The organism is Streptomyces sp. L500, assembly GCF_054551825.1.
This window is the reverse complement of sequence record NZ_JBTOLC010000020.1, coordinates 39,055-62,026: the sequence shown is the minus strand read 5'-3', so window position 1 is coordinate 62,026 and position 22,972 is coordinate 39,055. Positions and strand designations below refer to the sequence as shown.

Genomic DNA, 22,972 nt, shown 5'->3' with positions numbered 1-22,972 from the left:
CGTGCCGTTGGTACGTACCGCTCTTCGACTCTACGGTGCTGTCTGCCCTGGCGGAACTGCTGGTAAGCGTGACCTAACCCACGGTGCCCGGAGCGAAAGGGGCGCACGGGGGCGTTTGGTATGTCGTCAAGTGAGTCGAGCGCGCCCGGTCTCGCCCATTGACGCCCGTTATCCGCAACTTAAAGGCCGGATAACGTACTTGCTTTGTTCGCCATGGTCAAGATCTGTCTTTTCTTGCGTCACTCAGGTCAAATACCTCCACAGTTCTTACTGGGGAGGACATTCACAAGTGAAGATCAGCCATCGGAGGGTCGTCCGATCCGCCGCGGCGGCCGTCGTGGTCGCGGCGCTCGGTACGGGCACCCTGGCGGCGGGGGTCGCGCAGGCGGCGGGCGTGACCGACCCGTCCGGCGCGGACCAGGCCCCGGCCAAGATCCAGCGTCAGGACCCGGCGCAGGTCAAGCCCGGTGTGGAGCACGACCTCAAGGGCCCGTTCAGCAAGAAGCAGGAGGCCCAGCGCAAGGCGGCGGTGGAGCAGGTCGTCGCGGGTGACGCCAAGCCGGAGCAGCGCGGCGCCTCCAAGGTCGTCCAGCTGGGCAAGGGCAAGTACGTCGAGCTCGGCCGCGAGAAGACCGACAAGATATTTACGATCCTGGTCGACTTCGGCGACAAGGTCGACAACACCACCATGTACGACCCGGACGGGCCCGACGGCCCCAAGCCCCCCGTGGTCAAGTACGGCGGCACGCCCGGCCCGGCGCACAACACCATAGCCAAGCCGGACCGTGCGAAGGACAACAGCACGGCCTGGCAGAAGGACTACAACCGCCAGTACTTCCAGGACCTCTACTTCTCGCACGACAAGGACAAGGAGTCCCTGGCGAAGTACTACGAGAAGCAGTCGTCCGGCCGTTACTCGGTCAACGGGCAGGTCACCGACTGGGTCCGCGTCCCCTGGAACGAGGCCCGTTACGGTTCCAACTACTGCGGCTCCACCAACTGCCCCAGCGCCTGGGACCTGATCCGCGACGCCGTCAACCAGTGGGTCTCGGACCAGAAGGCCGCCGGTCGCAGCGACGCCGACATCAAGGCGACCCTCGCCCAGTACGACCAGTGGGACCGCAACGACTACAACCACAACGGCAACTTCAACGAGCCCGACGGTTACATCGACCACTTCCAGATCGTCCACGCCGGCGAGGACGAGTCCGCGGGCGGCGGCGCCCAGGGCAAGGACGCCATCTGGGCCCACCGCTGGTACGCCTACGGCTCCGACGCGGGCAAGACCGGCCCCGCGAACAACAAGGCGGGCGGCACCCAGATCGGCGACACCGGCATCTGGGTCGGCGACTACACCATGCAGCCCGAGAACGGCGGCCTCGGTGTCTTCGCCCACGAGTACGGCCACGACCTGGGCCTCCCCGACGAGTACGACACCACCGGCACCGGTGAGTCCTCCGTCGCCTACTGGTCCCTGATGTCCTCGGGCTCCTGGCTCGGCGAGGGCAAGGACACCATCGGCGACATGCCCGGCGACATGAGCGCCTGGGACAAGCTCCAGCTCGGCTGGCTCAACTACGACAAGGCCAAGGCCGCGACGAAGTCGACCCACAAGCTGGGCGTCGCCGAGTACAACACCAAGGACAAGCAGGCGCTCGTCGTCAGCCTCCCCGACAAGAAGGTCACCACCGACGTGGTGAAGCCCGCCGAGGGCTCTTCGCAGTGGTGGAGCGGCCAGGGCGACGACCTGAAGAACACCCTCTCCCGCCCGGTGGACCTCACCGGCAAGTCCAAGGCCACGCTGGACCTGTCCGGCTGGTGGGACATCGAGGAGAACTACGACTACCTCTACACCGAGGTGTCCACGGACGGCGGCGCCAACTGGACGCCCGTCGACGGCACGGCCGACGGCAAGGCGATCACCCGTGACGGCGGCGACAAGCCGGCCCTGACCGGTACCTCCGGCGCGTACAAGAAGCTGTCCTTCCCGCTCGACGCCTACGCGGGCAAGAAGATCGACCTGCGCTTCCGCTACGCCACCGACGGCGGCACCTCCGGCAAGGGCTTCACCGCCGACGCCATCTCCCTGACCGCCGACGGCGCGAACGTCTTCACCGACGGCGCGGAGAACGGCGACAATGGCTGGACGGCGAAGGGCTTCTCGCGCATCGGCGCGTCCTTCAGCAAGGACTACCCGCAGTACTACATCGCCGAGAACCGCCAGTACGTCTCGTACGACCGCACCCTGAAGGTCGGCCCGTACAACTTCGGCTGGCGGAACACCAAGCCGGGCTGGGTGGAGCACTACCCGTACCAGAACGGCCTGCTGATCTGGCAGTGGGACACCTCGCAGGTGGACAACAACGTCGGCGTCCACCCGGGCGCGGGCCGCATCCTGCCGATCGACGCCCACCCCGCGGCCGAGAAGTGGAAGGACGGTTCGCTGATGAAGAACCGCTTCCAGGCCTACGACTCGACCTTCAGCTGGTACCCGACGGACGGCTACACCGTGCACAACAACGGCGTCGCCACCCGCGTCAAGGGCAAGCTGGGCGTCCCGGTGTTCGACGACCACAAGAACACCTACTACGACCAGGCGAACCCGACCGGCGGTGTGAAGATCCGGGACACCAACACCCGGATCCGCATCCTCACCGAGGCCCTCACCGGCTCCTCGATGACGGTCCAGGTCGGCCCGGCCGGCAAGTGACCCAGCGGTAGCCACCGGCGGCCGTCGTCCCCTGGCGGACGGCGGCCGTCCGGCTTGAGAATGCCTCTCATGATGGTCTTATTGACGGTCTGGGTCTCAACGGAGACGAGAGGCTGATGGCAGGCGGTGGATACGCCCGGCTCCCCGACGGCAGCGTGGTCGTCGCCCTGTCCCTGACCGCCCCGCCCGGCGGCGGGGCCCCACCGGACACCCGCGTCCGGGTGCTGGTCCACGCGGTGAACCGCCAGCGGGCGCTCACCCGGCTCCGCAACCTCGGCCTGCGGGCCGTCTATCTGCGCGGCAACACCGAGCCGCCCACCCCCGACGAGATCACGGCCGTGCTCCACCACCCCGACGGAGTGGTCTGGCAGCCGGTCGACCACGACGACACGGAGTCCTGGCACCCGATCCCCCGGCTGATGAAGGCACGATCGAGCTCCCCCGGCGCCTGAGACCGGCGGTGCCTCAGCCGCCCTGGACCACCGGCTTGCCGCTCAGCTCCACGCCCGCGTCCTGGAGCTCCTCCAGGGCGCGGTCCGTCGTCTCCCGGGAGACCCCCGCCGTCAGGTCCAGCAGCACCCGCGTGGCGAACCCCTCCCGCCGGGCGTCCAGCGCGGTCGCCCGTACGCAGTGGTCGGTGGCGATGCCCACGACGTCCACCTCGGTGATCCCGCGCCCGCGCAGCCAGTCCGCGAGCCCCGCGCCGTTCTCGTCGACCCCCTGGAACGCGCTGTAGCCCGCCTCGTAGGCGCCCTTGTCGAAGACGGCCTGGACCGCCCCCGAGGCGATCGCCGGCGCCAGGTTGGGGTGGAAACCGCTGCCCTCGGTGCCCGCGACGCAGTGCCGGGGCCAGGAGTCGACGAAGTCCGGGCGATCCGAGAAGTGGGGGCCCGGGTCGATGTGCATGTCGCGCGAGGCGACCACGTGCGCGTACCCGGCGGGGGCTTCGCCCACCAGGTCCGTTATGGCCGCGGCCACATCGGCGCCGCCGGCCACCGCGAGGCTGCCGCCCTCGCAGAAGTCGTTCTGCACGTCGACGATGATCAGTGCACGGGTCATGTGCGGATCCTTCTGTCGAGGAGCCCTCGGCCGGTTGTACGGATCAGCCTTATGTGACCGAGGGTAGTGAGTCCGGTTGCGTAATGGGAGGGGCACTCGGGCGCCCGGTCAGGGGTGTTCCGTGGGCAGCACCGGCTCGCCGCGCGACAGCTGCGTCGCCGACATCGGCAGCGCCGCGCGCGCCGCCGCGTGCCGGTCGCGCGCCGCGCTCAGGGGCTCCCTGGCGACGGTCTTGCCGCCTCGGACGAGCGGGACGAGCAGCTGCCGCTCCACGAGCTCCGCCGGCACCTCGCCGGTGCCCACGACCTCGGCCTCCGCCACCCCGTACGCGTCGAGGCGGCGCGCGGCCCACTTGCGGCCGCCGACGGACGCCTTGCCGCCCATCGACTTCTTCGCCACCGGCCGCAGCGGCGCGTCCGCGCCGTCCTCGTCCGCCCGGGCGACCAGCTTGTAGACCATCGAGCACGTCGGGTGACCGCTGCCGGTCACCAGCTGGGTGCCCACCCCGTAGGCGTCCACGGGCGCGGCGGCCAGCGAGGCGATGGCGTACTCGTCCAGGTCGCTGGTCACGATGATCTTCGTGTTCTCGGCGCCCAGCTCGTCCAGCTGCCGGCGCACCCGGTGGGCGAGCAGCAGCAGATCGCCGGAGTCGATCCGGACGGCCCCCAGCCCCGGCCCCGCGATCTCCACGGCCATGGCGACGGCCTCTGCCACGTCATAGGTGTCCACCAGCAGCGTCGTGCCCTCGCCCAGGGAGTCCACCTGCGCCCGGAACGCGTCGCGCTCGCTGTCGTGCAGCAGGGTGAACGCGTGGGCGCTGGTGCCCACCGTCGGGATGTTGTAGCGGAAGCCGGCCGCGAGGTCCGAGGTCGAGCTGAAGCCGCCCACGAAGGCGGCGCGCGCGGCCGCCACGGCCGCCAGCTCGTGGGTGCGCCGCGCGCCCATCTCGATCAGCGGCCGCTCGCCCGCCGCCACCGACATCCGCGAGGCCGCGGCGGCGACCGCGGAGTCGTGGTTGAGGATGGACAGGATCACGGTCTCCAGCAGCACCGCCTCGGCGAAGGTGCCCTCCACCCGCATCACCGGGGAGCCCGGGAAGTAGACCTCGCCCTCGGGGTAGCCCCAGATGTCGCCGCGGAAGCGGTAACCGGCCAGCCAGCCGAGGGTGGCCTCGTCGACGATCTTCCGGTCGGCGAGGAAGTCCAGCACACCGCTGTCGAAACGGAAGTTCTCCACCGCGTCCAGGACCCGCCCGGTGCCCGCCACGACGCCGTAGCGACGCCCCTCGGGGAGCCTGCGGGTGAAGACCTCGAAGACCGAGCGCCGGTGCGCCGTGCCGGACCGCAGCGCGCCCTGCAGCATCGTGAGCTCGTACCGGTCGGTGAAGAGGGCCGTCGAAGGGACGTCGACCGGGAGCCTCAGGTCCGCAGCGTTCATGGGATCAGATGCTACCCCGGTACTCGTCAGAGTGACGATTTCTGGAGGGCGTTCAGGAAACCGTTCGTACGAGGGCCGTTCGCGCGTCCCGCAGGGGGGCGTTTATGCGTGGGGACACGACGAGTGGCAGCATGGGAAGCGTGAGTGTTGCACCGGTCGAGATCGAACGGCCCGAAACGGGCGAGTCGCCCTTCGCTGTGGCCGAACCCGACGTCCCCTGGGTGACCCTGGTCCATAACGACCCCGTGAACCTCATGAGTTATGTGACATATGTGTTCCAGGCCTACTTCGGCTACCCCAAGGACAAGGCGCACCGGCTGATGCTCGACGTCCATCACAAGGGCCGCGCCGCGGTCTCCAGCGGCAGCCGTGAGGAGATGGAGCGCGACGTGCAGGCGATGCACGGCTACGGGCTCTGGGCGACCCTCTCCCAGGACCGTTGATGGCGGGCCACTTCGAGCCGCTCGCGGGCGGCGGGGCCGCCGTCGCCCTGGACGAGGTCGAGATCTCCATCCTGCGCAGCCTGGCCGTCCAGCTCCTGGAGCTGATCGGCCCCGGCGAGGCGGAGGGCCCCGAGGCCGCCGACCCGCTGGCCCGGCTCTTCGCCGAGGGCCCCAGCGAGCCGCCGTCCGACCCCGCCCTGGCCCGCCTCTTCCCGGACGCCTATGGCACCCCCGGCGCCGAGCAGGACCGGCAGGAGCGCGCCCACGCGGCCGAATTCCGCCGCTACACCGAGAACGACCTTCGCGAACGCAAGCGCCAGGACGCCCTCGGCGTCGTCCGCTCGCTGGACTCCCTCACCCCCGGCGGCGAGGGGGGCGCCGTGCTGCGCCTGGAGGCCGAGGGCTGCCGGCAGTGGCTGGGCACGCTCAACGACCTCCGGCTGACCATCGCGGCCCGGCTGGAGATCACCGCCGACGACGACGGCGACGCCCTCTACCGGCTGCCGGACAGCGATGCGCGCAAGCCCATGGTGATGGCCTACCTCTGGCTCGGCGGGCTGCAGGAGACGCTGGTGGAGGCGCTCACTTCGTGAAGTTACTTTCCGGTATTCGGAGTACTCTTCGGGCGTTCGTTAACCGAACGCTCAATTCCGAATAACGATCACGTCACTGTGACGGCGGCAATTAAGCCGCCGTCTTTGCTTTTGTCCTGATTTATTTGTGTCATGCGCCACAAGAGACACATTGATCTCGCCTTTAGACGTGATACTTCTTGCCGACCTGCCTCCGTGACGCCACCCCTGTCACGGCGGGGGCGCTGAGCCGGCCGACCGTCGGCACCTAGCAGGACTCCATCCGGGGGGATCGGTACCCGATCCGGAGCAACCGGGTCGGTATGGAGAAAGGCGCACCACCATGACCTCTGAGCAGGTCGCGGACCGCACCGCAGTGCGGGACGGAGAAGGAAGCGGACAGGAAGCTTCCGAAGGTTACGAGCGGGGACTCGGCAACCGACAGATTCAGATGATCGCCATTGGTGGCGCCATCGGTACCGGGCTGTTCCTCGGCGCGGGCAAGGCCATATCCAAGGCCGGACCCAGCCTCATCCTGGCCTACGCCATCGCAGGCCTGGTCATCTTCTTCATCATGCGAGCGCTCGGCGAGCTGCTCATGTACCGCCCGGTCTCGGGCTCCTTCTCGGACTACGCCCGAGAGTTCCTCGGCCCCTTCTGGGGTTATGTGACCGGCTGGACGTACTGGCTCTTCTGGGTCGTCACCGGCATCACCGAGGTCACCGCCGCGGCAGCCTATGTCCAGTACTGGAACAAGGGCATTCCGCAATGGGCGTCCGCACTGGTCTTCACGGTCGTTCTCTACTTCGTCAACCTGATCTCCGTAAAGCTCTTCGGTGAGCTCGAGTTCTGGTTCTCCATGGTCAAGGTCACCGCCATCATCGGCATGATCCTGATCGGTATCGGCGTCATCACCCTCGGCTTCTCCAAGGCCGGCGACACCGCTTCCTTCAACCTCCTGTGGAACCACGGCGGGTTCTTCCCCAAGGGCATCGGCGGCACGCTGATGACCCTGCAGATCGTGATGTTCGCCTTCCTCGCCGTCGAACTCGTCGGCGTCACGGCTGGCGAGGCCGCCGACCCCAAGAAGACCCTGCCCAAGGCCATCAACACCGTGCCGTGGCGCATCGCCGTCTTCTACCTGGGCGCGCTCATCATCATCCTGTCGATCGTCCCCTGGACCGAGTTCATGCCGGGCGTCAGCCCGTTCGTGGCCGCCTTCGCCAAGATCGGCCTGCCCGCCGGCGCCGGCATCGTCAACTTCGTGGTGCTCACCGCGGCGCTGTCGTCCTGCAACTCCGGTATGTACTCCACCGGCCGCATGCTCCGCGACCTGTCCCTCAACGGCCAGGGCCCGAAGTTCTTCGGCCAGCTGTCCAAGAAGGGCCTGCCCTTCCGCGGCACGACCTTCTCCGCCGCGCTGATGCTCGTCGGCGTCTGGATCAACTATCAGTGGCCGGGCAAGGCGTTCGACTACGTCGTCTCCTTCGCGACCATCTCCGGTATGTGGGCCTGGATCATGATCCTGGTCGCCCAGCTCCGCTACCGCCGCAAGGCGGACCGCGGCGAGCTGCCCCAGTCCGAGCTCAAGGCCCCGGGCGCGCCCTGGACCAGCCTGTTCGCCCTGGCCTTCATCTTCATGGTGATCGTGCTCATGGGCATCGACAAGGACGCGCGGATCTCGCTGTACTGCGCGCCCGGCTGGGCCGCGATCATGTGGGTGTCCTACCTCGTGCTCAAGAAGCGCAACCCCAAGGCGTTCGAGCGCAAGGACTACACGCCGGCCGCGTAGGTCATGTGTGAACCCTGAATGAACCGGCCCCGTACCGACCTCGGTACGGGGCCGGTTCTTCGTTTTCCTGCCTATCCTGGCGCGCATGCTGACCATCACCCAGGCCCTGTACGACCGGATCGTCGAGCACGCCCGCGCCGACCACCCCGACGAGGCGTGCGGCGTGGTCGCGGGTCCCGAGGGCGGCGGGCGGCCCGAGCGGTTCATCCCCATGCTCAACGCCGCCCGGTCGCCCACGTTCTACGAGTTCGACTCGACCGACCTGCTCAAGCTCTACCGCGAGATGGACGACCGCGATGAGGAACCGGTCGTCATCTACCACTCCCACACCGCGACCGAGGCCTACCCCTCCCGCACCGACATCTCCTACGCCAACGAGCCCGGCGCCCACTACGTGCTCGTCTCCACCGCCGACACCGACGGCTCCGGCCCCTTCCAGTTCCGCTCCTTCCGCATCGTCGACGGCGAGGTCACCGAGGAGGAGGTGAAGGTCGTCCCGGAGTACTGAGCGGGTACCGGGACCCGAGACGGCACATCCCGCATACCGGGACGAACATACGGCTGGCGCACGGGGAATCGATACGATGCGCCCACCGTTCTCCCACTGGAACCAGGCACCTCTCCGCACTCCGACAGGAGCACCCCATGGCCATCGAGGTCCGCATCCCGACCATCCTCCGCACCTACACGGACGGCAAGAAGGCCGTCGAGGGCAGCGGCGCCACGCTCGACGAGCTCTTCAAGGACCTCGAGACCCGGCACGCGGGCATCCGCGAGCGCCTCGTCGACGACAAGGGCGAGCTCCGCCGCTTCGTCAACGTCTACCTCAACGACGAGGACGTCCGCTTCATCAGCGGCATCGCCACCGAGCTCGGCGACGGCGACAGCGTGACGATCCTCCCGGCCGTGGCCGGCGGCGCGGTCTGATCGGCGGCGCGTCCCGCATGCGCTACGACAGCCCCCTGGCCGCGGTGGGCAACACCCCGCTCGTCCGCCTGCCGCGCCTGTCCCCGGCCGAGGACGTCCGCGTCTGGGCCAAGCTGGAGGACCGCAACCCCACCGGCTCGGTCAAGGACCGCCCCGCCCTCCACATGATCGAGCAGGCGGAGAAGGCCGGCCGGCTCACCCCCGGCTGCGTCATCCTCGAGCCCACCTCCGGCAACACCGGCATCTCCCTCGCCATGGCGGCCAAGCTCAAGGGCTACCGCATGGTGTGCGTGATGCCGGAGAACACCAGCGAGGAGCGCCGCTCGCTGCTCGCCATGTGGGGCGCCGAGATCATCCCCTCGCCCGCCGCCGGGGGCTCCAACACGGCCGTGCGCATGGCCAAGGAGCTCGCCGAGCAGCACCCCGACTGGGTGATGCTCTACCAGTACGGCAACCCCGACAACGCCGGCGCCCACTACGCGACCACCGGCCCCGAGATCCTCGCCGACCTCCCCGAGATCACCCACTTCGTCGCCGGGCTCGGCACCACCGGCACCCTGATGGGCGTCGGCCGCTACCTGCGCGAGCACAAGCCGGACGTGGCGGTCGTCGCCGCCGAGCCGCGCTACGACGACCTCGTCTACGGCCTGCGCAATCTCGACGAGGGTTTCGTGCCCGAGCTCTACGACGCCTCCGTCCTCACCACCCGGTTCTCCGTGGGCTCCGAGGACGCCGTCCGCCGCACTCGCGAACTCCTCACCGAGGAGGGAATCTTCGCGGGCATCTCCACCGGCGCGGTCCTCCACGCCGCGCTGGGCGTCGCCCGGAAGGCCGTACGGGCGGGGGAGCGGGCCGACATCGTCTTCATCGTCGCCGACGGCGGCTGGAAGTACCTGTCCACGGGCGTCTACACCGCCCCCACCACGGAAGAGGCCGTCGAGGCCCTCCACGGCCAGCTCTGGGCCTGACCCCGGTTCCGCCCCAACGCGCCGTCCGAGCGCGCCGGTCCGTAAAAAACAGAACTGTGCACGGGTGAACTTGCACTACCGATGTTGGGAAGCGGCTGACATCATCACGTAGGAGACGCGCATGAACTGTCCCGCATGTGGATCTTCGGACATGAGGCAACTCAACAATGGAAACTGGCAGTGCGGAAGCTGCGGCGCAGTCACGGCTGGATCGAGCGGCCTGGGATGCGCTCGCCCCTGAGACGCGTGAGCGGCTGGCGGCGTTCATGACGCCGGAGGTGTTCACGGTGACGGCCGGCAGCAAGGAGTCGGCCGAGCGCTTCCAGCGCTTCATGGACACGCTGGACCGCGCCGAGGCGCACCGGCCGCCGCTGTAGCCCGTCCGCCGCCCGTTCCCCGTTCCTTCCCGTTCTCCGTTCTTCACGTTCGCAGGGCCCCGATCGCGCCTCACCGGCAAGCGCGGCCGGGGCCCTGGCGCGTGCGGGCGCCACCGGCGCGACCCACGTCCGTCCTGGTGATTCCGCCCACACGCACCGTCCCGGAGGAGTCACGGCCCGTTCTCTCGCCTTACCCTCGACTGCACCGCATGGCCCCCCGTAACCGGCCCACGGAGGTTCAGGCCCGCATGAAGCTCACCGTCGTCGGATGCTCGGGCTCGTTCCCGTCCACGGAATCGGCCTGCTCGAGCTATCTGGTGGAGGCCGACGGCTATCGGATCCTCCTCGACATGGGCAATGGCGCCCTCGGCGAGCTGCAACGCCACATCGGTCTCTACGACCTCGACGCCGTGCTCCTGTCGCATCTGCACCCCGACCACTTCATCGACATGTGCGGCTACTTCGTCGCCCGCTACTACCGCCACGAGGGCGGCCGGGCCGACGCCATCCCGGTGTACGGCCCCGCGGACACCGAGCGGCGGCTGGTCACCGCGTACGGCGACGTCCCCGACGAGGCCTGCATGAGCGAGGTCTTCGACTTCCGGACCTTCAATCCCGGCACCTTCACCCTGGGCCCGCTGACCATCCGCACGGCCCGGGTGAGCCACCCCGTGGAGGCGTACGCCTTCCGGGTCGAGCACGGCGGCACGTCGCTGGTGTACTCGGGCGACACCGGCCCCTGCGAGGCCCTCCACGAGCTGGCCCGGGGCACGGACCTGCTGCTGTGCGAGGCGTCCTTCACCCACGGCAAGGAGGACATCCCCGACCTCCACCTCAACGGCCGGGAGGCGGGCGCGGTCGCCGCCGGCGCCGGGGCGGCCCGGCTGGTCCTCACCCACATCCCGCCGTGGACGGACCCCTTCACCAACCTCCGCGACGCGCGCTCGGTCTACGACGGCCCGGCGGAGCTGGCGCACGCGGGGGCGGTGTACGAGCTCTGATCCTCGTCGGTGATACGCCGAAGCCCCCGGAACACCTGACAGTTCCGGGGGCTTCGTGACGAGCGCTCGTCAGATCGTCACTTGACGTCCTCGAGCTGGCCCTCGGGCTCGCGGCCCGGGGTCGGGAGGTTGAACTTCGTGATCGCGAAGCGGAACACCACGTAGTACAGGGCGCCGAAGGCGAGGCCCACCAGGGCCAGCAGCCACGGCTTGGTGGCGATGCCCAGGTTGAGCACGAAGTCGATGGCGCCGGCGGAGAAGCCGAAGCCGTCCTTCATGCCGAGCGCCCAGGTCAGGGCCAGCGAGACACCGGTGAGGGCCGCGTGGATCGCGTAGAGGACCGGGGCGACGAACATGAAGGTGAACTCGATCGGCTCGGTCACGCCGGTGACGAACGCGGTGAGCGCGAGCGAGGTCATCATGCCGCCGACGACCTTGCGGTTCTCCGGGCGGGCGCAGTGGACGATCGCCAGGCAGGCCGCCGGGAGGGCGAACATCATGATCGGGAAGAAGCCGGTCATGAACTGTCCGGCGTTCGGGTCGCCGGCGAGGAAGCGGGCGATGTCGCCGTTCTTGCCGTGGAACTCGCCGGCCTGCAGCCAGGGGAAGGAGTTCAGCAGGTGGTGCATGCCGACCGGGATCAGGGCACGGTTGGCGACACCGAAGATGCCCGCGCCCACGGCGCCGGAGCCCACCAGCCACTCGCCGAAGTTGTGGAGACCCGCGCCGAGGACCGGCCAGATGAGGCCGAAGACGATGCCGATGAGCAGACCGGCGAAGGCCGAGAGGATCGGGACGAGACGGCGGCCGCCGAAGAAGCCCAGCCAGTCCGGCAGCTTCTTGCGGCTGTAGCGCTGGAAGAGCAGGGCCACGACCAGACCCATGACGATGCCGCCGAGCACACCGGCGTCGACCGGCTTCTCCACCATCACGATCTTGTTGTCGACCACCGTGGCGACCTTCGGCAGGTTGCCGTCGGTGAAGGTGGCCAGCACCTTCTGGAAGACCAGGTAGCCGGTGACGGCGGCCAGGGCGGTGGAGCCGTCCGACTTCTTCGCGAAGCCGATGGCGACACCGACGGCGAAGAGGAGCGCCATGTTGCTCAGCAGCGCGTTGCCGCCGGCCGACATATAACCGGCGATCTTGATGATGAACTCGGGGAACGACTTCCGGCCGAGCATGTCGTCATTGCCCAGGCGCACCAGCAGCGCGGCGGCCGGCAGGACGGCCACCGGCAGCATCAGGCTGCGACCGATACGCTGGGCGATCGCCATGGCGCCGGCGCCGAACTTCTTCTTCTGCTCCGGTGCGGCCTTTTCGGGCTTTTCAGCCTTCTCGGCCTTCCCGGCCTTTCCAGGCGCCTTCTTCGCCGCCTTGGCTGCCGTACTCATCGGATTCCTCCAGGTGAGGCGGGCGCTCGGGGGGAAGGGGGACGGCCCGCGATTTGGTCTACACCACTACTGGTTTAGACCTGTTGTAGCACGTGAGTCGGGCATAAAGGAATCCATCGTTCCAGGTGGCCTGGACCACAGACGTAAGGGCGGCGTGAGCGCTCAGCGCTGCGTCACGCCACCCTTACGGCACGTTGATTAACGCGGGGTTACCCGACGTTGTCCTTCTCGATCCGCTCCGCCAGCTCCTCCGGCTCACGGCCCGGCGTCGGGAGGTCGAAGAAGGTGATCGCGAACCGGAAGACCGCGTAATAGACGACGGCGAAACACAGCCCGATCGGGATGATCAGCCACGGTTTGGTCGCCAGCCCCCAGTTGATGACGTAGTCGATCAGGCCCGCCGAGAAGCTGAAGCCGTCGTGCACCCCCAGCCCCCACGTCACCGCCATCGAGACGCCCGTCAGCACCGCGTGGATCACGTAGAGCGCCGGCGCGATAAAGAGGAACGAGTACTCGATCGGCTCGGTGATGCCCGTGACCAGCGAGGTCAGGCCCACCGACAGCATCATGCCGCCCACCACCTTGCGGTGGTGCGGCCGGGCGCAGTGGGTGATCGCCAGTGCCGCCGCCGGCAGCGCGAACATCATGATCGGGAAGAAGCCCGAGGTGAACTGGCCCGCGTGGGGGTCGCCCGCCAGGAACCGGTTGATGTCGCCGTGCACCACCGTGCCGTCCGGCTTGGTGAACGAACCGAACTGGAACCAGACGAACACGTTCAGGAACTGATGCAGGCCGATCACCAGCAGAGCCCGGTTGGCCACACCGAAGATGCCCGCACCCCACGAGCCCAGATCCGACAGCCACTGGCTGAAGCTCGTCAGACCACGCCCCACCGGCGGCCAGATCCACAGACACAGCGCGGCGAAGGCGATCGCCACGAACGCCATGATGATCGGCACCAGCCGGCGGCCGTTGAAGAACCCCAGCCAGTCCACCAGCCGCACCCGGTGAAAACGCTGCCAGAACCACGCCGCCAGCAGCCCGATCACGATCCCGCCGAACACCCCCGGGTTCTGGTACGTCGCCGGGCCCGCCGGCCCGGCCGTCCCCACGCACACCCCGCTCAGCAGCCCCAGCCCCGTGAAGGTGCCCCCGCCCGGACACGTTTCCGGGAACTGGTGCACCACCGCGTAATAGACGAGGAAGCCCGTCACCGCCGCCAGCGCCGTCGAACCGTCCGCCTTCTTCGCCATCCCGATCGCCACACCCACCGCGAAGAGCAGCGGCAGCCCCAGCGAGGAGTCCAGCAGCGCCCCGCCCGCCCCGGCCATCACCTTGGCGACGTCCGTCCACCCCAGGCCGTCCTTGCCGAAGACGTCCGGCTGACCGAGCCGGTTGAGGATGCCGGCCGCCGGCAGCACCGCGATGGGCAACTGGAGGCTGCGGCCCATCTTCTGCAGCCCCTGGAACAGCCCCTGCGACCACTTCTTCCGGGGCGCCGCCGCGGCGACCGAACTCATCTGCGTCCTCCGGCTGCTGGCATACTGGTGTAGACCACTTATGGGCGGTGAGGCCCCCGGAACGCAGTCCCGGGTGGTCGCCATCTTTCGTGAGATGGCGGACATACGCCCGCATAGTTGGGCTATACGTGGAATACCGTGTGAAAGCCGGTCGGCGAGATCGCCGAGGGGCCGAGACAACCAGGAGTGCACATGGCCAGCAAGGCTGAGAAGATCGTCGCCGGCCTCGGCGGCATCGACAACATCGAGGAGATCGAGGGCTGCATCACCCGTCTCCGCACCGAGGTCAAGGACCCCGAGCTCGTCGACGAGGCCGCGCTCAAGGCCGCCGGCGCCCACGGCGTCGTCAAGATGGGCACCGCCATCCAGGTCGTCATCGGCACCGACGCCGACCCGATCGCCGCCGACATCGAAGACATGATGTGAGCTGAGCCACGCGCTCCCCGCGAGGGCCCTGTTCCGGTTGCTCCCTCAACCGGAACAGGGCCCTCTGCCGTTGCGGATAGGCTCACACCCATGTCTCGCATCGACGGCCGTACCCCCGACCAGCTCCGCCCCGTGACCATCCAGCGCGGCTGGAGCAAGCACGCCGAAGGCTCCGTCCTCGTCTCCTTCGGCGACACCAAGGTCTTCTGCACCGCCAGCGTCACCGAAGGCGTCCCGCGCTGGCGCAAGGGCTCCGGCGAGGGCTGGGTCACCGCCGAATACGCGATGCTGCCCCGCTCCACCAACACCCGAGGCGACCGCGAATCCGTCCGCGGCAAGATCGGTGGCCGCACCCACGAGATCTCCCGCCTCATCGGCCGCTCCCTGCGCGCCGTCATCGACTTCAAGGCCCTCGGCGAGAACACCATCGTCCTCGACTGCGACGTCCTCCAGGCCGACGGCGGCACCCGCACCGCCGCCATCACCGGCGCCTACGTCGCGCTGGCCGACGCCATCACCTGGGCCCAGGGCAAGAAGCTCATCAAGCACGGCCGCAAGCCGCTCACCGGCACCGTCTCCGCCGTCAGCGTCGGCATCGTCGACGGCGTCCCCCTCCTCGACCTCTGCTACGAGGAGGACGTCCGCGCCGAGACCGACATGAACGTCGTCTGCACCGGCGACGGCCGCTTCGTCGAGGTCCAGGGCACCGCCGAGGCGCAGCCCTTCGACCGCGACGAGCTCAACAACATCCTGGACCTCGCCGTCGCCGGCTGCGCCTCGCTCGACGCGGCCCAGCGCGAGGCCCTGGCCCGCACGCTGTAAGCGGGCCCGGCCGCCCGGGGGCATCGCCGGAGCCCCCGGGATAATCGGCACCATGAAGCGCCTGATCCTCGCCACCCGCAACGCCAACAAGGTCACCGAGCTCCGCGCGATCCTCGCCGGCGCCGGCCTCGACGTCGAACTCGTCGGCGCCGACGCCTACCCCGAGATCCCCGACGTCAAGGAGACCGGCGTCACCTTCGCCGAGAACGCCCTCCTCAAGGCCCACGCCCTGGCGCAGGCCACCGGCCACCCCGCCGTCGCCGACGACTCCGGCCTCTGCGTCGACGTCCTGAACGGCGCCCCCGGCATCTTCTCCGCCCGCTGGGCGGGCCGCCACGGCGACGACAAGGCCAACCTCGACCTGCTCCTGGCCCAGCTCTCCGACATCGCGGAGGAGCACCGCGGCGCCCACTTCGCCTGCGCGGCGGCGCTGGCCCTGCCGGACGGCACCGAGCGCGTCGTAGAGGGCCGCCTGGAGGGCACCCTCCGCCACGAGCCGGCGGGCACGGGCGGCTTCGGCTACGACCCGATCCTCCAGCCGCTGGGCGAGACCCGCACGTGCGCGGAGCTGACGGCGGAGGAGAAGAACGCGATCAGCCACCGGGGGAAGGCGTTCCGGGGGCTGGTGCCGGTGGTGCGGGAGCTTTTGGGGTAAGAAAAATGGCCCGCGAATCGAAACGTCGATTCGCGGGCCATTTGCCGTGCGGCGGAAGGGATTCGAACCCTCAAGCCCTTTCACAGGCCACAGATCCTAAGTCTGCTGCGTCGCCACTGCGCCACCGCCGCTAGCCGCCAGACATGCTATCGGTCTGGCGGCTCCGGTGGCGACGGGTGCGCCGCTCGGCGCCGGACCCTGCGATGGTTCGTGTCGTTCACCGGCAGCCCCAGTGCGCGCATCACGTCGGCGAAGCTGGTCGCCTTGGCGACCGCCTCTCGCATGCGATCTTCAGGCAACGCCAGAACGCCCGTCGCGGAAGTGACTGATGTCGATGTTCAGCTCGCCGAGCATGCGCCTGAGCGCCGCGCGGGAGCCGCTGTCGTCCCCGATGCCGAGCGTTCGGGCCATCTCGCGGATGCTGCGCGCGGACGTAGCGGCGGCCCTCAGCTCCTGGTCGGTGAACGGCAGCTTGAGCTGAGGCCGGTTCAAGCCCGGGAAGTGGCTCACATCGATACCGGCGGCGTCGATCCGACGACGAATGAGCGAGAGCGTTCCCGAGGCCGGTGGCGCTCCCAGCTTCCGCACGACCTCACGCAGCGTCGTGGAAGTGGCGACGCCCGGGCGGCCGATCGGTTACGTGATCGATCCCCCCCCACACACGTCCGTACGCCCCGAAGGGAACGCGCGGGCGCATTTCTCCGTCAGTCAGAGCGGGGAAGGGGACAGGCCCGTGGACGAACAGCCGCCTGTGAGTGAGGAAGAGAGCCCGATGACCGACCGCACCGTGGCCCGCTGGGCGGGTTGGCGCAGCGTGGTGGCGATCCTGGTGGGGGTGGCCGTGCTGGTGGCGGGTGGGGTGTGGCTGGAGGGCGCCACGGACCGGGCGAGCATGGTGGACGAGGCGCCGAAGACCGCGGCGGCGCAGCGGTCGGGGGCCGAGGGTTCGCAGGTGGAGGCCGAGGATTCGGCGGCGCGGGAGTTGCCCGGGGTGCGGGACTGCGGGATGGGCGAGCCGGTGCAGGAGCCGACGATCATCACGCTGGACTGTTCGACGTCGGGCCGGGTGGCCAGTGGTATCCGCTGGGACGCCTATACGGAGGACGGTGCGAACGGCAGCGGTGTCGTGCAGGTGTCGGGCGGGGCGTCGGGGGCGGCGGCGAAGTCGTTCCAGGCGAAGCTGCGGCTGTACGGGCCGAAGGAGGTCGACGGTTCGGTGGCGTTCACCGCGCTGGAGGTCGTTTATACGGGTGCCACCCCTTCCGGTGAGCACCGAGAGGTTCTTCCGATCGCGTGATGGGTATTCGTGGGCGGATCGCGTTCGCGATCTCTTTCGTCACCGCGTTGGCCGTGGTGGTCCTGGGTGTGGCCGTGCACCACATCTCGGGGCTGGAGCGTGACCGGCAGGCGAAGGCGTATCAGGACGGGTTGCTGAGTTCGGCGCTGCAGATCTATCAGCGGGACGGGACGCTGGCGCTGGGGGCGCAGCTGGACGATTCGACGTTGCCGTTCACGTTGTCGCAGGCGGTGGCGCGGGGGCAGTCGGGTACGTACATCAGCGGTGGTGAGGATCCGCGGGTGTGGGCGGCGACGGGGGTGGCCGGGGACCGGGTGTTGTCGATCTCGGCGTCCTATCCGGCGCGTGATCCGTTGCAGCGGGCGCTGGACAAGGCGCTGGTGGTGGCGGGTGCCGCGACGGTGGCGTTGATGGCCGTGGTGGCGTGGTTCGTGGCGCAGGGGTTGTCGCGGCGGTTGCGGTTGAGCGCGGCGGCGGCGCGGCGGATCGCGGCGGGGGAGACCCTGGACGCGGGGGCGCTGGGCGGTGGTGGCCGGGACGAGGTCGCGGAGCTGGGCCGGTCGGTGCATCAGATGGCGACGTCGTTGGCGGCGCGGGTGTCGGCGGAGCGGCAGTTCACGGCGGATGTGGCGCATGAGTTGCGGACGCCGGTGGCGGGGCTGGTGGCGTCGGCGGAGTTGTTGCCGCATCCGCGGGCGGTGGAGATGGTGCAGGAGCGGGCGCAGACGATGCGGGCGCTGGTGGAGGATCTGCTGGAGGTCTCGCGGCTGGACGCGGGGGTGGAGAGCGCGCAGCTGGACGCGGTGGAGCTGCCGTCGTTGGTGCGCGGGATCGTGAAGCGGGCGCGTGGTCAGCGGGGTGTGGACGATGTGGCGGTCGAGGTGGTCGGCGAGGGCCGGATCGTGGCGACGGACGCGCGTCGGGTGGAGCGGATCCTGGTGAACATCCTGGCGAACGCGGCCAAGCACGGCCGGCCGCCGATCGAGATCACCGTGGACGGGACGCGGATCGTGATCCGGGACCACGGGGACGGTTTTCCGCCGGGTCTGGTGGATCAGGGGCCGCGGCGGTTCCGTACGGCCGCGCCGGAGCGGGGCACGGGGCATGGCCTGGGGCTGACGATCGCGGTGGGGCAGGCGGCGGTGCTGGGCGCCCGGCTGGTGTTCGGTTCGGCGCCGGGTGGTGGCGCCCAGGCCGTCCTCGACCTGCCGGAGGCCGAGGACGTGCCGGAGGGCGATCGTCCGGTGTGCCGGGGCGCGCTGGCGCCGGGGGCTACAGCCCCAGGTCCTTGATGACCTTGGCGACGTGGCCGGTGGCCTTCACGTTGTAGAGGGCGCGCTCGACCTTGCCGTCCTCGTCGATGATGACGGTGGAGCGGATGACGCCGGTGACGGTCTTGCCGTAGAGCTTCTTCTCGCCGAAGGCGCCGTAGGCGGTGAGGACCTCCTTGTCGGGGTCGCCGAGGAGGGTGACGCGCAGGTTCTCCTTCTCGCGGAACTTGGCGAGCTTCTCGGGCTTGTCGGGGGAGATCCCGATGACGTCGTAGCCGTGGCCGGCGAGGAAGTCGAGGTTGTCGGTGAAGTCGCAGGCCTGCTTGGTGCAGCCGGGGGTGAGTGCGGCGGGGTAGAAGTAGACGATGACCTTGCGGCCCTTGTGGTCGGCGAGCGACACCTGCTTGCCGTCCGCGTCGGGCAGGGTGAAGGCGGGGGCGGTGTCGCCGGTCGTAAGGCGCTCGCTCATGGCTCTCCTCGACAGATGGTGGTTATGGTCCCGAGGGTAGCCAGGTCACGGTTCGGGGGTGCCGCGGGGCGGTGGCCCCGGGGAGCTGACAGACTGTAGTCATCACTCTTCATCATTCTTATCGACATCGACGGGACGGAGGCAGCGCGGTGGCGGAAGCCAGGACCCCTGCGCAGATCGAGGCGGACATCGACCGCCGGCGGCAGGAGCTCGCCGTTGTGCTCGACGAGATCGGGGTGCGGATGCACCCGAGCACGATCATCGGGGACGCCCGGGCGAAGGTGACCTCGAAGGTGGACCATGTGGCGGGCCGGGCCTGTGTGGCGGCCAGCCGGGTCGTCTCCGAGGTGCGCTCCCGTTTCGTCACCGAGGAGGGCGAGCCGCGTCTGGAGCGGATCGTTCCGGTGGCGTTGGTGGCCGTGGGCGTGGTCGGTCTGCTGGTGTCGTCGTCGAAGTCGGGCGAGAAGGCCGCCAAGGCCGCCAAGGCGTCGGGCCGCCGCAAGCGCTAGCGGTGGCCGGTTCGGGCCGGATGACCGCCCAGTGGCCTCGGTGCGGCCTTCGGGCAGGTACGGTCGTGGCGTGAGTACGAATACCACCCACGACAAGCTGCCCATCCGGATGCTCCACGACCGGGTTCTGGTCCGGACCGACATTCCCGAGGGCGAGCGCCGGTCCACCGGCGGGATCGTCATTCCGGCGACGGCGGCGGTGGGCCGCCGGCTGGCCTGGGCCGAGGTCGTCGCGGTCGGGCAGAGCGTGCGTACGGTGGAGCCGGGCGACCGGGTGCTGTACGACCCGGAGGACCGCGCCGAGGTCGAGGTCCGCGGGGTCGCCTATGTGCTGATGCGCGAGCGGGATCTCCACGCGGTGGCCGCGGAGCGGCTGGAGGGGTCCGAGGACTCCACGGGGCTGTACCTGTAGTTGCTACGCTCGTAGGGAACCCGACGAGACGCGCCGTACCGGGTCAGGACAAGACGACGCACCCCTGGAGAGTCGTTTCCACCGGAGGTGCCGTCATGGCATGGGTCCTGCTCGCTGTCGCCGGTCTGCTTGAAGTCGGCTGGTCGATCGGCATGAAGTACACCGAGGGTTTCACGCGGCTGTGGCCGAGTGTGTTCACGGTCGCGGGCATCGCGGCGAGCATGTTGTTGCTGGCCCAGGCCGCGCGGACGCTGCCCATCGGCACGGCGTACGGCGTCTGGGTCGGCATCGGCGCGGCCGGGGCGGCGGTGCTCGGCATGGTGGTGCTGGGTGAGCCGGCGACCGCCGCGCGGATCTTCTTCATCGTGTTGTTGCTGGTGGCCGTGGTCGGCCTGAAGGCGACCTCCGGCCACTGACGGGCGCTGCCCGGTCGCTCTCAGTACTCGTACCCCAGCAGATCGCCGTGGCGGTCCGACTTGCCCTCGCCCGGTGGGCCGAAGGTCGGCGGGCCGGGCGGGGTCGGGAAGCCCGGCGGGGTCGGCGGGGGCGCCGGGATCGTCGGCGGCAGGGTGGGCACCGGGAGGGTCGGCGGGCCGGTCGGCGGGGCCGTGGACGGTGGTCCGGTGGGCGACGGGGGCGCGGTCGTCGGCTCGGGCTCCAGCGTCGGCGGGGTCGCGCCGTTCTCGAGTTCCAGGTCGAAGTCGGTGGCCTCGGTGCCCTCCAGGGCCTGCGCGGTGTAGGCGCCCCAGATCTGGGCCGGGTAGCCGCCGCCGTTGACGCGGTCCTCGCCCGTGGCGCCGTAGAGCGGCTTCTGGTCGCCGGTGTCGGGGTCCTGGCCCATCACGGCGACGACGGTGGCGAGGTCGGGGGTGTAGCCCGCGAACCAGGCGGCCTTGTCCTCCTCGGCCGTGCCCGTCTTGCCGGCCGCCGGGCGGCCCGCCGACTGGGCGCGGCGCCCGGTGCCGGCCTCCACGACGCTCTGGAGGATGGACGTGGTGGTGTCGGCGGCCTCGCGGGAGACGGCCTGCCGGGTGTCCTCGCCGTCCGGGAGCTGGACCTCCTCGCCGCCCTTGGAGATCTTCTCCACCAGCGTGTAGGGGCCGTGCCGGCCGTGGTTGGCGAGGGTGGCGTACGCCTGGGTCATGTCCAGGACGCTGGCGGTGGCGGGGCCGAGCGCGATGGAGGGCGTGGCGGTGAGGTCGGGGGTCTTCTCGGGGACGCCGAGGGCGACGGCGGTGTCCTTGACCTTGCCGGGGCCGACGTCCTGGGCCATCTGCGCGTAGACGGCGTTGACGGACAGGTCGGTGGCCCGGGTGACGGTGATGTGGGGGTAGGAGTAGCCGTCCTCGTTCTCGGGGGCGTAGCCGACGGGGCCGTTCGGGCCCTGTACGGGGCGCTTGTTGGTGCCGTCGTAGACGGTGTTCGGGGTGATGGTCTGGCCGGCGAGGGTGGTGGCGTGGTTGTCGACGGCCGAGGTGAAGACGAACGGCTTGAAGGTGGAGCCGACCTGGTAGTCGCGGCGGGTGGCGTTGTTGACGTACTGCTTGGTGTAGTCGATGCCGCCGTAGAGGGCGACGACCTTGCCGGTCCTGGGGTCGATGGAGGCGCCGCCGGCGCGGACGTAGCGGTCGACCTTGCGGGTGTCGCTGAGTTCGCTCATCAGCTGGTCGCGGACGGCGGCGACGAAGGCGTCCTGCTTCTTCTTCTCGATGGTGGTGGTGATGCGGTAGCCGCCGGTGGCGAGGGTGTTCTCGTCGACGATCTTGTTGCTGGTGAGGTAGTCCTTGACGGCCTCGACGAGGTAGCCGCGCTGGCCGGACATGCTCAGGCGGGGCTTGGTCTTGCCGGGGGTGGGGAAGGTGATCGCGGCCCGGTCGGCGGGGCTGAGCCACTTCTTCTTGACCATGCCGTCGAGGACGTAGCGCCAACGGGCCTCGGCGCGCGGTCTGTTCTCGGGGTGGGCGCCGACGTCGTAGGCGCTGGGGGCGTTGAGGAGGGTGGCCAGATAGGCGCCCTCGGCGGTGGTGAGTTTGTCCGAGTCCTTGCTGTAGTACGCCTGGGAGGCGGCCTGGATGCCGTAGGCGTTGCGCCCGAAGTAGCTGGTGTTGAGGTAGCCCTCGAGGATGTCGTTCTTGCTCTCCTCGCGGTCCAGCTTGATGGCGATGAAGAATTCCTTCACCTTGCGGCTGATGGTCTGTTCCTGGCCCAGGTAGTAGTTCTTGACGTACTGCTGGGTGATGGTGGAGCCGGACTGCTTGCCCTTGCCGGTGACGGTGTTCCAGGCGGCGCGCAGCATGGCCTCGGGGTTGACGGCGGACTCGGAGTAGTAGTCGCGGTCCTCGGCGGCGAGGACGGCGTGCTGGACGTTTCTGGGGACCTTGCTGAGCGGCACGCTCTCGCGGTTGACCTCGCCGTCGCGGGCGAGCTGGGAGCCGTCGGAGTAGAGGAAGACGTTGCTCTCGGCGGTGGCGGCCTTGTTGGCCGGGGGGATGTTCACGAGCATGTAGCCGGCGATCAGGCCGCCGACGATGATCAGCACGATCAGCAGGAAGCCGCCGAGGACCATCCGCCAGGTGGGTACGAGCCGGCGCCAGCCCGTCCGGCGGGGGCGCGCGGGCCGGCCGTTCCGGCCGGGGCCGTCGCCCGGCCCGGCGGGCGGCGCGCCGTGCGCCGGGCCCCTGGGGGCCCAGCCCGGCGGCGCGTGGCCGCGTCCGGCGGGACGCCGCTGTGACTGCTCGTCGCTCATGTCTTAGGGACTCCTCGGCCGCCGCCGGGGTTGTGCCGCCTCGGCGGAGGGGTGTCGTCTCGGGCGGGTCCGGACTGCGTCGTACGCCCCGGAGGACACTGTCGCATCATGCGTTCCGGCGGAAGGGCCCAGCGCACCGTTGGGAGGCCCGGAAGGGCCGTTCGGGCC

Annotated in this window: 25 protein-coding genes, 1 tRNA gene and 1 riboswitch; of the genes, 18 read left to right on the top strand and 8 right to left on the bottom strand. The window is 69.6% G+C overall.

Features of this window, described 5'->3' with window-relative positions:
* Positions 1-289 precede the first annotated feature (289 nt).
* Both ACX9I7_RS19665 and ACX9I7_RS19660 read left to right on the top strand, forming a co-directional pair.
* Complete coding sequence (locus ACX9I7_RS19665) at positions 290-2,710, top strand: immune inhibitor A domain-containing protein (protein WP_459388040.1); 2,421 nt, start codon at positions 290-292, stop codon at positions 2,708-2,710.
* A gap of 116 nt (positions 2,711-2,826) precedes the next feature.
* Positions 2,827-3,162 (top strand): hypothetical protein, encoded by a 336-nt coding sequence (locus ACX9I7_RS19660; RefSeq protein ID WP_387575028.1) that lies wholly within the window; start codon positions 2,827-2,829, stop codon positions 3,160-3,162.
* A 13-nt stretch (positions 3,163-3,175) separates the two neighbouring features.
* Here ACX9I7_RS19660 and ACX9I7_RS19655 read toward each other — a convergent pair whose 3' ends face one another.
* Together ACX9I7_RS19655 and ACX9I7_RS19650 are read right to left on the bottom strand one after the other, a co-directional pair.
* Positions 3,176-3,769 (bottom strand): isochorismatase family protein, encoded by a 594-nt coding sequence (locus ACX9I7_RS19655; RefSeq protein ID WP_459388039.1) that lies wholly within the window; start codon positions 3,767-3,769, stop codon positions 3,176-3,178.
* Positions 3,770-3,877: 108 nt separating this feature from the next.
* Positions 3,878-5,206 carry a nicotinate phosphoribosyltransferase gene (locus ACX9I7_RS19650; RefSeq protein WP_459388038.1) on the bottom strand — a complete coding sequence of 443 codons (1,329 nt, stop codon included), beginning with the start codon at positions 5,204-5,206 and terminating at the stop codon, positions 3,878-3,880.
* Between the two features lie 131 nt (positions 5,207-5,337).
* Here ACX9I7_RS19650 and clpS point away from each other — a divergent pair, with 131 nt between their 5' ends.
* From clpS to ACX9I7_RS19610, 8 genes are all read left to right on the top strand, one after another.
* Positions 5,338-5,649, top strand: coding sequence for an ATP-dependent Clp protease adapter ClpS (clpS, locus tag ACX9I7_RS19645; RefSeq protein WP_386725256.1), 312 nt, complete (start codon positions 5,338-5,340; stop codon positions 5,647-5,649).
* Complete coding sequence (locus tag ACX9I7_RS19640) at positions 5,649-6,242, top strand: DUF2017 domain-containing protein (RefSeq protein ID WP_459388037.1); 594 nt, start codon at positions 5,649-5,651, stop codon at positions 6,240-6,242. Before clpS ends, ACX9I7_RS19640 begins: the two co-directional genes overlap by 1 nt.
* A gap of 322 nt (positions 6,243-6,564) precedes the next feature.
* A complete protein-coding gene (locus ACX9I7_RS19635) occupies positions 6,565-8,013 on the top strand; it encodes an amino acid permease (RefSeq protein ID WP_387575021.1) in 1,449 nt (482 codons plus the stop codon).
* 85 nt (positions 8,014-8,098) lie between these two features.
* Complete coding sequence (locus tag ACX9I7_RS19630; RefSeq protein WP_387575019.1) at positions 8,099-8,521, top strand: M67 family metallopeptidase; 423 nt, start codon at positions 8,099-8,101, stop codon at positions 8,519-8,521.
* A 137-nt stretch (positions 8,522-8,658) separates the two neighbouring features.
* Positions 8,659-8,940: a MoaD/ThiS family protein gene (locus tag ACX9I7_RS19625; RefSeq protein WP_387575017.1), complete on the top strand. Its 282-nt coding sequence runs from the start codon at positions 8,659-8,661 to the stop codon at positions 8,938-8,940.
* A 17-nt stretch (positions 8,941-8,957) separates the two neighbouring features.
* Positions 8,958-9,908 carry a PLP-dependent cysteine synthase family protein gene (locus ACX9I7_RS19620; protein ID WP_358627880.1) on the top strand — a complete coding sequence of 317 codons (951 nt, stop codon included), beginning with the start codon at positions 8,958-8,960 and terminating at the stop codon, positions 9,906-9,908.
* Positions 9,909-10,029: 121 nt separating this feature from the next.
* A complete protein-coding gene (locus ACX9I7_RS19615) occupies positions 10,030-10,149 on the top strand; it encodes a transposase (protein ID WP_126914323.1) in 120 nt (39 codons plus the stop codon).
* A 384-nt stretch (positions 10,150-10,533) separates the two neighbouring features.
* Positions 10,534-11,286, top strand: coding sequence for an MBL fold metallo-hydrolase (locus ACX9I7_RS19610; RefSeq protein WP_459388036.1), 753 nt, complete (start codon positions 10,534-10,536; stop codon positions 11,284-11,286).
* A 77-nt stretch (positions 11,287-11,363) separates the two neighbouring features.
* Here the strand turns inward: ACX9I7_RS19610 and ACX9I7_RS19605 are convergent, their stop codons facing one another.
* Both ACX9I7_RS19605 and ACX9I7_RS19600 read right to left on the bottom strand, forming a co-directional pair.
* On the bottom strand, positions 11,364-12,560 hold the full coding sequence (locus ACX9I7_RS19605; protein WP_387575234.1) for a PTS transporter subunit EIIC: 1,197 nt from the start codon (positions 12,558-12,560) through the stop codon (positions 11,364-11,366).
* Positions 12,561-12,886: 326 nt separating this feature from the next.
* A complete protein-coding gene (locus ACX9I7_RS19600; protein ID WP_459388035.1) occupies positions 12,887-14,197 on the bottom strand; it encodes a PTS transporter subunit EIIC in 1,311 nt (436 codons plus the stop codon).
* 192 nt (positions 14,198-14,389) lie between these two features.
* Between ACX9I7_RS19600 and ACX9I7_RS19595 the strand changes: the two genes are divergently transcribed.
* From ACX9I7_RS19595 to rdgB, 3 genes are all read left to right on the top strand, one after another.
* The gene (locus ACX9I7_RS19595; RefSeq protein ID WP_189452664.1) at positions 14,390-14,623 is read left to right on the top strand and encodes a glucose PTS transporter subunit EIIB; all 234 of its coding nucleotides are present in this window, start codon (positions 14,390-14,392) and stop codon (positions 14,621-14,623) included.
* A gap of 90 nt (positions 14,624-14,713) precedes the next feature.
* On the top strand, positions 14,714-15,445 hold the full coding sequence (gene rph, locus ACX9I7_RS19590) for a ribonuclease PH (RefSeq protein WP_311611349.1): 732 nt from the start codon (positions 14,714-14,716) through the stop codon (positions 15,443-15,445).
* A gap of 52 nt (positions 15,446-15,497) precedes the next feature.
* The gene (gene rdgB / locus ACX9I7_RS19585) at positions 15,498-16,100 is read left to right on the top strand and encodes an RdgB/HAM1 family non-canonical purine NTP pyrophosphatase (RefSeq protein ID WP_358627894.1); all 603 of its coding nucleotides are present in this window, start codon (positions 15,498-15,500) and stop codon (positions 16,098-16,100) included.
* A gap of 47 nt (positions 16,101-16,147) precedes the next feature.
* Here the strand turns inward: rdgB and ACX9I7_RS19580 are convergent.
* A tRNA-Leu gene (locus tag ACX9I7_RS19580) sits at positions 16,148-16,231 on the bottom strand.
* 160 nt (positions 16,232-16,391) lie between these two features.
* Positions 16,392-16,688: a hypothetical protein gene (locus tag ACX9I7_RS19575; RefSeq protein WP_387575009.1), complete on the bottom strand. Its 297-nt coding sequence runs from the start codon at positions 16,686-16,688 to the stop codon at positions 16,392-16,394.
* A 184-nt stretch (positions 16,689-16,872) separates the two neighbouring features.
* On the opposite strand from ACX9I7_RS19575, the gene ACX9I7_RS19570 reads away from it, so the two are divergent.
* Positions 16,873-17,397, top strand: a complete 525-nt coding sequence (locus ACX9I7_RS19570) for a hypothetical protein (protein WP_387575007.1) — start codon at positions 16,873-16,875, stop codon at positions 17,395-17,397.
* A gap of 53 nt (positions 17,398-17,450) precedes the next feature.
* Positions 17,451-18,689 carry a sensor histidine kinase gene (locus ACX9I7_RS19565; RefSeq protein WP_459388065.1) on the top strand — a complete coding sequence of 413 codons (1,239 nt, stop codon included), beginning with the start codon at positions 17,451-17,453 and terminating at the stop codon, positions 18,687-18,689.
* Here the strand turns inward: ACX9I7_RS19565 and bcp are convergent.
* The gene (gene bcp, locus ACX9I7_RS19560) at positions 18,670-19,137 is read right to left on the bottom strand and encodes a thioredoxin-dependent thiol peroxidase (protein ID WP_126914314.1); all 468 of its coding nucleotides are present in this window, start codon (positions 19,135-19,137) and stop codon (positions 18,670-18,672) included. The two genes, ACX9I7_RS19565 and bcp, sit on opposite strands and share 20 nt — an antisense overlap.
* Before the next feature lie 149 nt (positions 19,138-19,286).
* Between bcp and ACX9I7_RS19555 the strand changes: the two genes are divergently transcribed.
* The 3 genes from ACX9I7_RS19555 (at position 19,287) to ACX9I7_RS19545 (ending at position 20,474) form a co-directional block, all read left to right on the top strand.
* A complete protein-coding gene (locus tag ACX9I7_RS19555; RefSeq protein ID WP_459388034.1) occupies positions 19,287-19,646 on the top strand; it encodes a DUF3618 domain-containing protein in 360 nt (119 codons plus the stop codon).
* A 109-nt stretch (positions 19,647-19,755) separates the two neighbouring features.
* Positions 19,756-20,058: a GroES family chaperonin gene (locus ACX9I7_RS19550; protein ID WP_048831771.1), complete on the top strand. Its 303-nt coding sequence runs from the start codon at positions 19,756-19,758 to the stop codon at positions 20,056-20,058.
* A riboswitch (guanidine-III (ykkC-III) riboswitch) is annotated at positions 20,056-20,121 on the top strand. (Overlaps the previous gene by 3 nt.)
* A 32-nt stretch (positions 20,122-20,153) precedes the next feature.
* On the top strand, positions 20,154-20,474 hold the full coding sequence (locus ACX9I7_RS19545; protein WP_229348848.1) for a DMT family transporter: 321 nt from the start codon (positions 20,154-20,156) through the stop codon (positions 20,472-20,474).
* A 20-nt stretch (positions 20,475-20,494) separates the two neighbouring features.
* Here ACX9I7_RS19545 and ACX9I7_RS19540 read toward each other — a convergent pair whose 3' ends face one another.
* On the bottom strand, positions 20,495-22,804 hold the full coding sequence (locus tag ACX9I7_RS19540) for a transglycosylase domain-containing protein (protein ID WP_459388033.1): 2,310 nt from the start codon (positions 22,802-22,804) through the stop codon (positions 20,495-20,497).
* Positions 22,805-22,972 lie beyond the last annotated feature (168 nt).

Coding starts and splice junctions, on each gene's coding strand:
- ACX9I7_RS19550 (WP_048831771.1), top strand. CDS start 19,756: ATGCTCCACGACCGGGTTCTGGTCCGGACCGACATTCCCGAGGGCGAG.
- ACX9I7_RS19545 (WP_229348848.1), top strand. CDS start 20,154: ATGGCATGGGTCCTGCTCGCTGTCGCCGGTCTGCTTGAAGTCGGCTGG.
- ACX9I7_RS19595 (WP_189452664.1), top strand. CDS start 14,390: ATGGCCAGCAAGGCTGAGAAGATCGTCGCCGGCCTCGGCGGCATCGAC.
- ACX9I7_RS19610 (WP_459388036.1), top strand. CDS start 10,534: ATGAAGCTCACCGTCGTCGGATGCTCGGGCTCGTTCCCGTCCACGGAA.
- ACX9I7_RS19625 (WP_387575017.1), top strand. CDS start 8,659: ATGGCCATCGAGGTCCGCATCCCGACCATCCTCCGCACCTACACGGAC.
- ACX9I7_RS19635 (WP_387575021.1), top strand. CDS start 6,565: ATGACCTCTGAGCAGGTCGCGGACCGCACCGCAGTGCGGGACGGAGAA.
- ACX9I7_RS19605 (WP_387575234.1), bottom strand. CDS start 12,560: ATGGCGATCGCCCAGCGTATCGGTCGCAGCCTGATGCTGCCGGTGGCC.
- ACX9I7_RS19650 (WP_459388038.1), bottom strand. CDS start 5,206: ATGAACGCTGCGGACCTGAGGCTCCCGGTCGACGTCCCTTCGACGGCC.
- ACX9I7_RS19660 (WP_387575028.1), top strand. CDS start 2,827: ATGGCAGGCGGTGGATACGCCCGGCTCCCCGACGGCAGCGTGGTCGTC.
- ACX9I7_RS19570 (WP_387575007.1), top strand. CDS start 16,873: ATGACCGACCGCACCGTGGCCCGCTGGGCGGGTTGGCGCAGCGTGGTG.
- ACX9I7_RS19615 (WP_126914323.1), top strand. CDS start 10,030: ATGAACTGTCCCGCATGTGGATCTTCGGACATGAGGCAACTCAACAAT.
- ACX9I7_RS19600 (WP_459388035.1), bottom strand. CDS start 14,197: ATGAGTTCGGTCGCCGCGGCGGCGCCCCGGAAGAAGTGGTCGCAGGGG.
- bcp (WP_126914314.1), bottom strand. CDS start 19,137: ATGAGCGAGCGCCTTACGACCGGCGACACCGCCCCCGCCTTCACCCTG.
- ACX9I7_RS19620 (WP_358627880.1), top strand. CDS start 8,958: ATGCGCTACGACAGCCCCCTGGCCGCGGTGGGCAACACCCCGCTCGTC.
- ACX9I7_RS19640 (WP_459388037.1), top strand. CDS start 5,649: ATGGCGGGCCACTTCGAGCCGCTCGCGGGCGGCGGGGCCGCCGTCGCC.
- rph (WP_311611349.1), top strand. CDS start 14,714: ATGTCTCGCATCGACGGCCGTACCCCCGACCAGCTCCGCCCCGTGACC.
- rdgB (WP_358627894.1), top strand. CDS start 15,498: ATGAAGCGCCTGATCCTCGCCACCCGCAACGCCAACAAGGTCACCGAG.
- ACX9I7_RS19630 (WP_387575019.1), top strand. CDS start 8,099: ATGCTGACCATCACCCAGGCCCTGTACGACCGGATCGTCGAGCACGCC.
- ACX9I7_RS19655 (WP_459388039.1), bottom strand. CDS start 3,769: ATGACCCGTGCACTGATCATCGTCGACGTGCAGAACGACTTCTGCGAG.
- ACX9I7_RS19540 (WP_459388033.1), bottom strand. CDS start 22,804: ATGAGCGACGAGCAGTCACAGCGGCGTCCCGCCGGACGCGGCCACGCG.
- clpS (WP_386725256.1), top strand. CDS start 5,338: ATGGGAAGCGTGAGTGTTGCACCGGTCGAGATCGAACGGCCCGAAACG.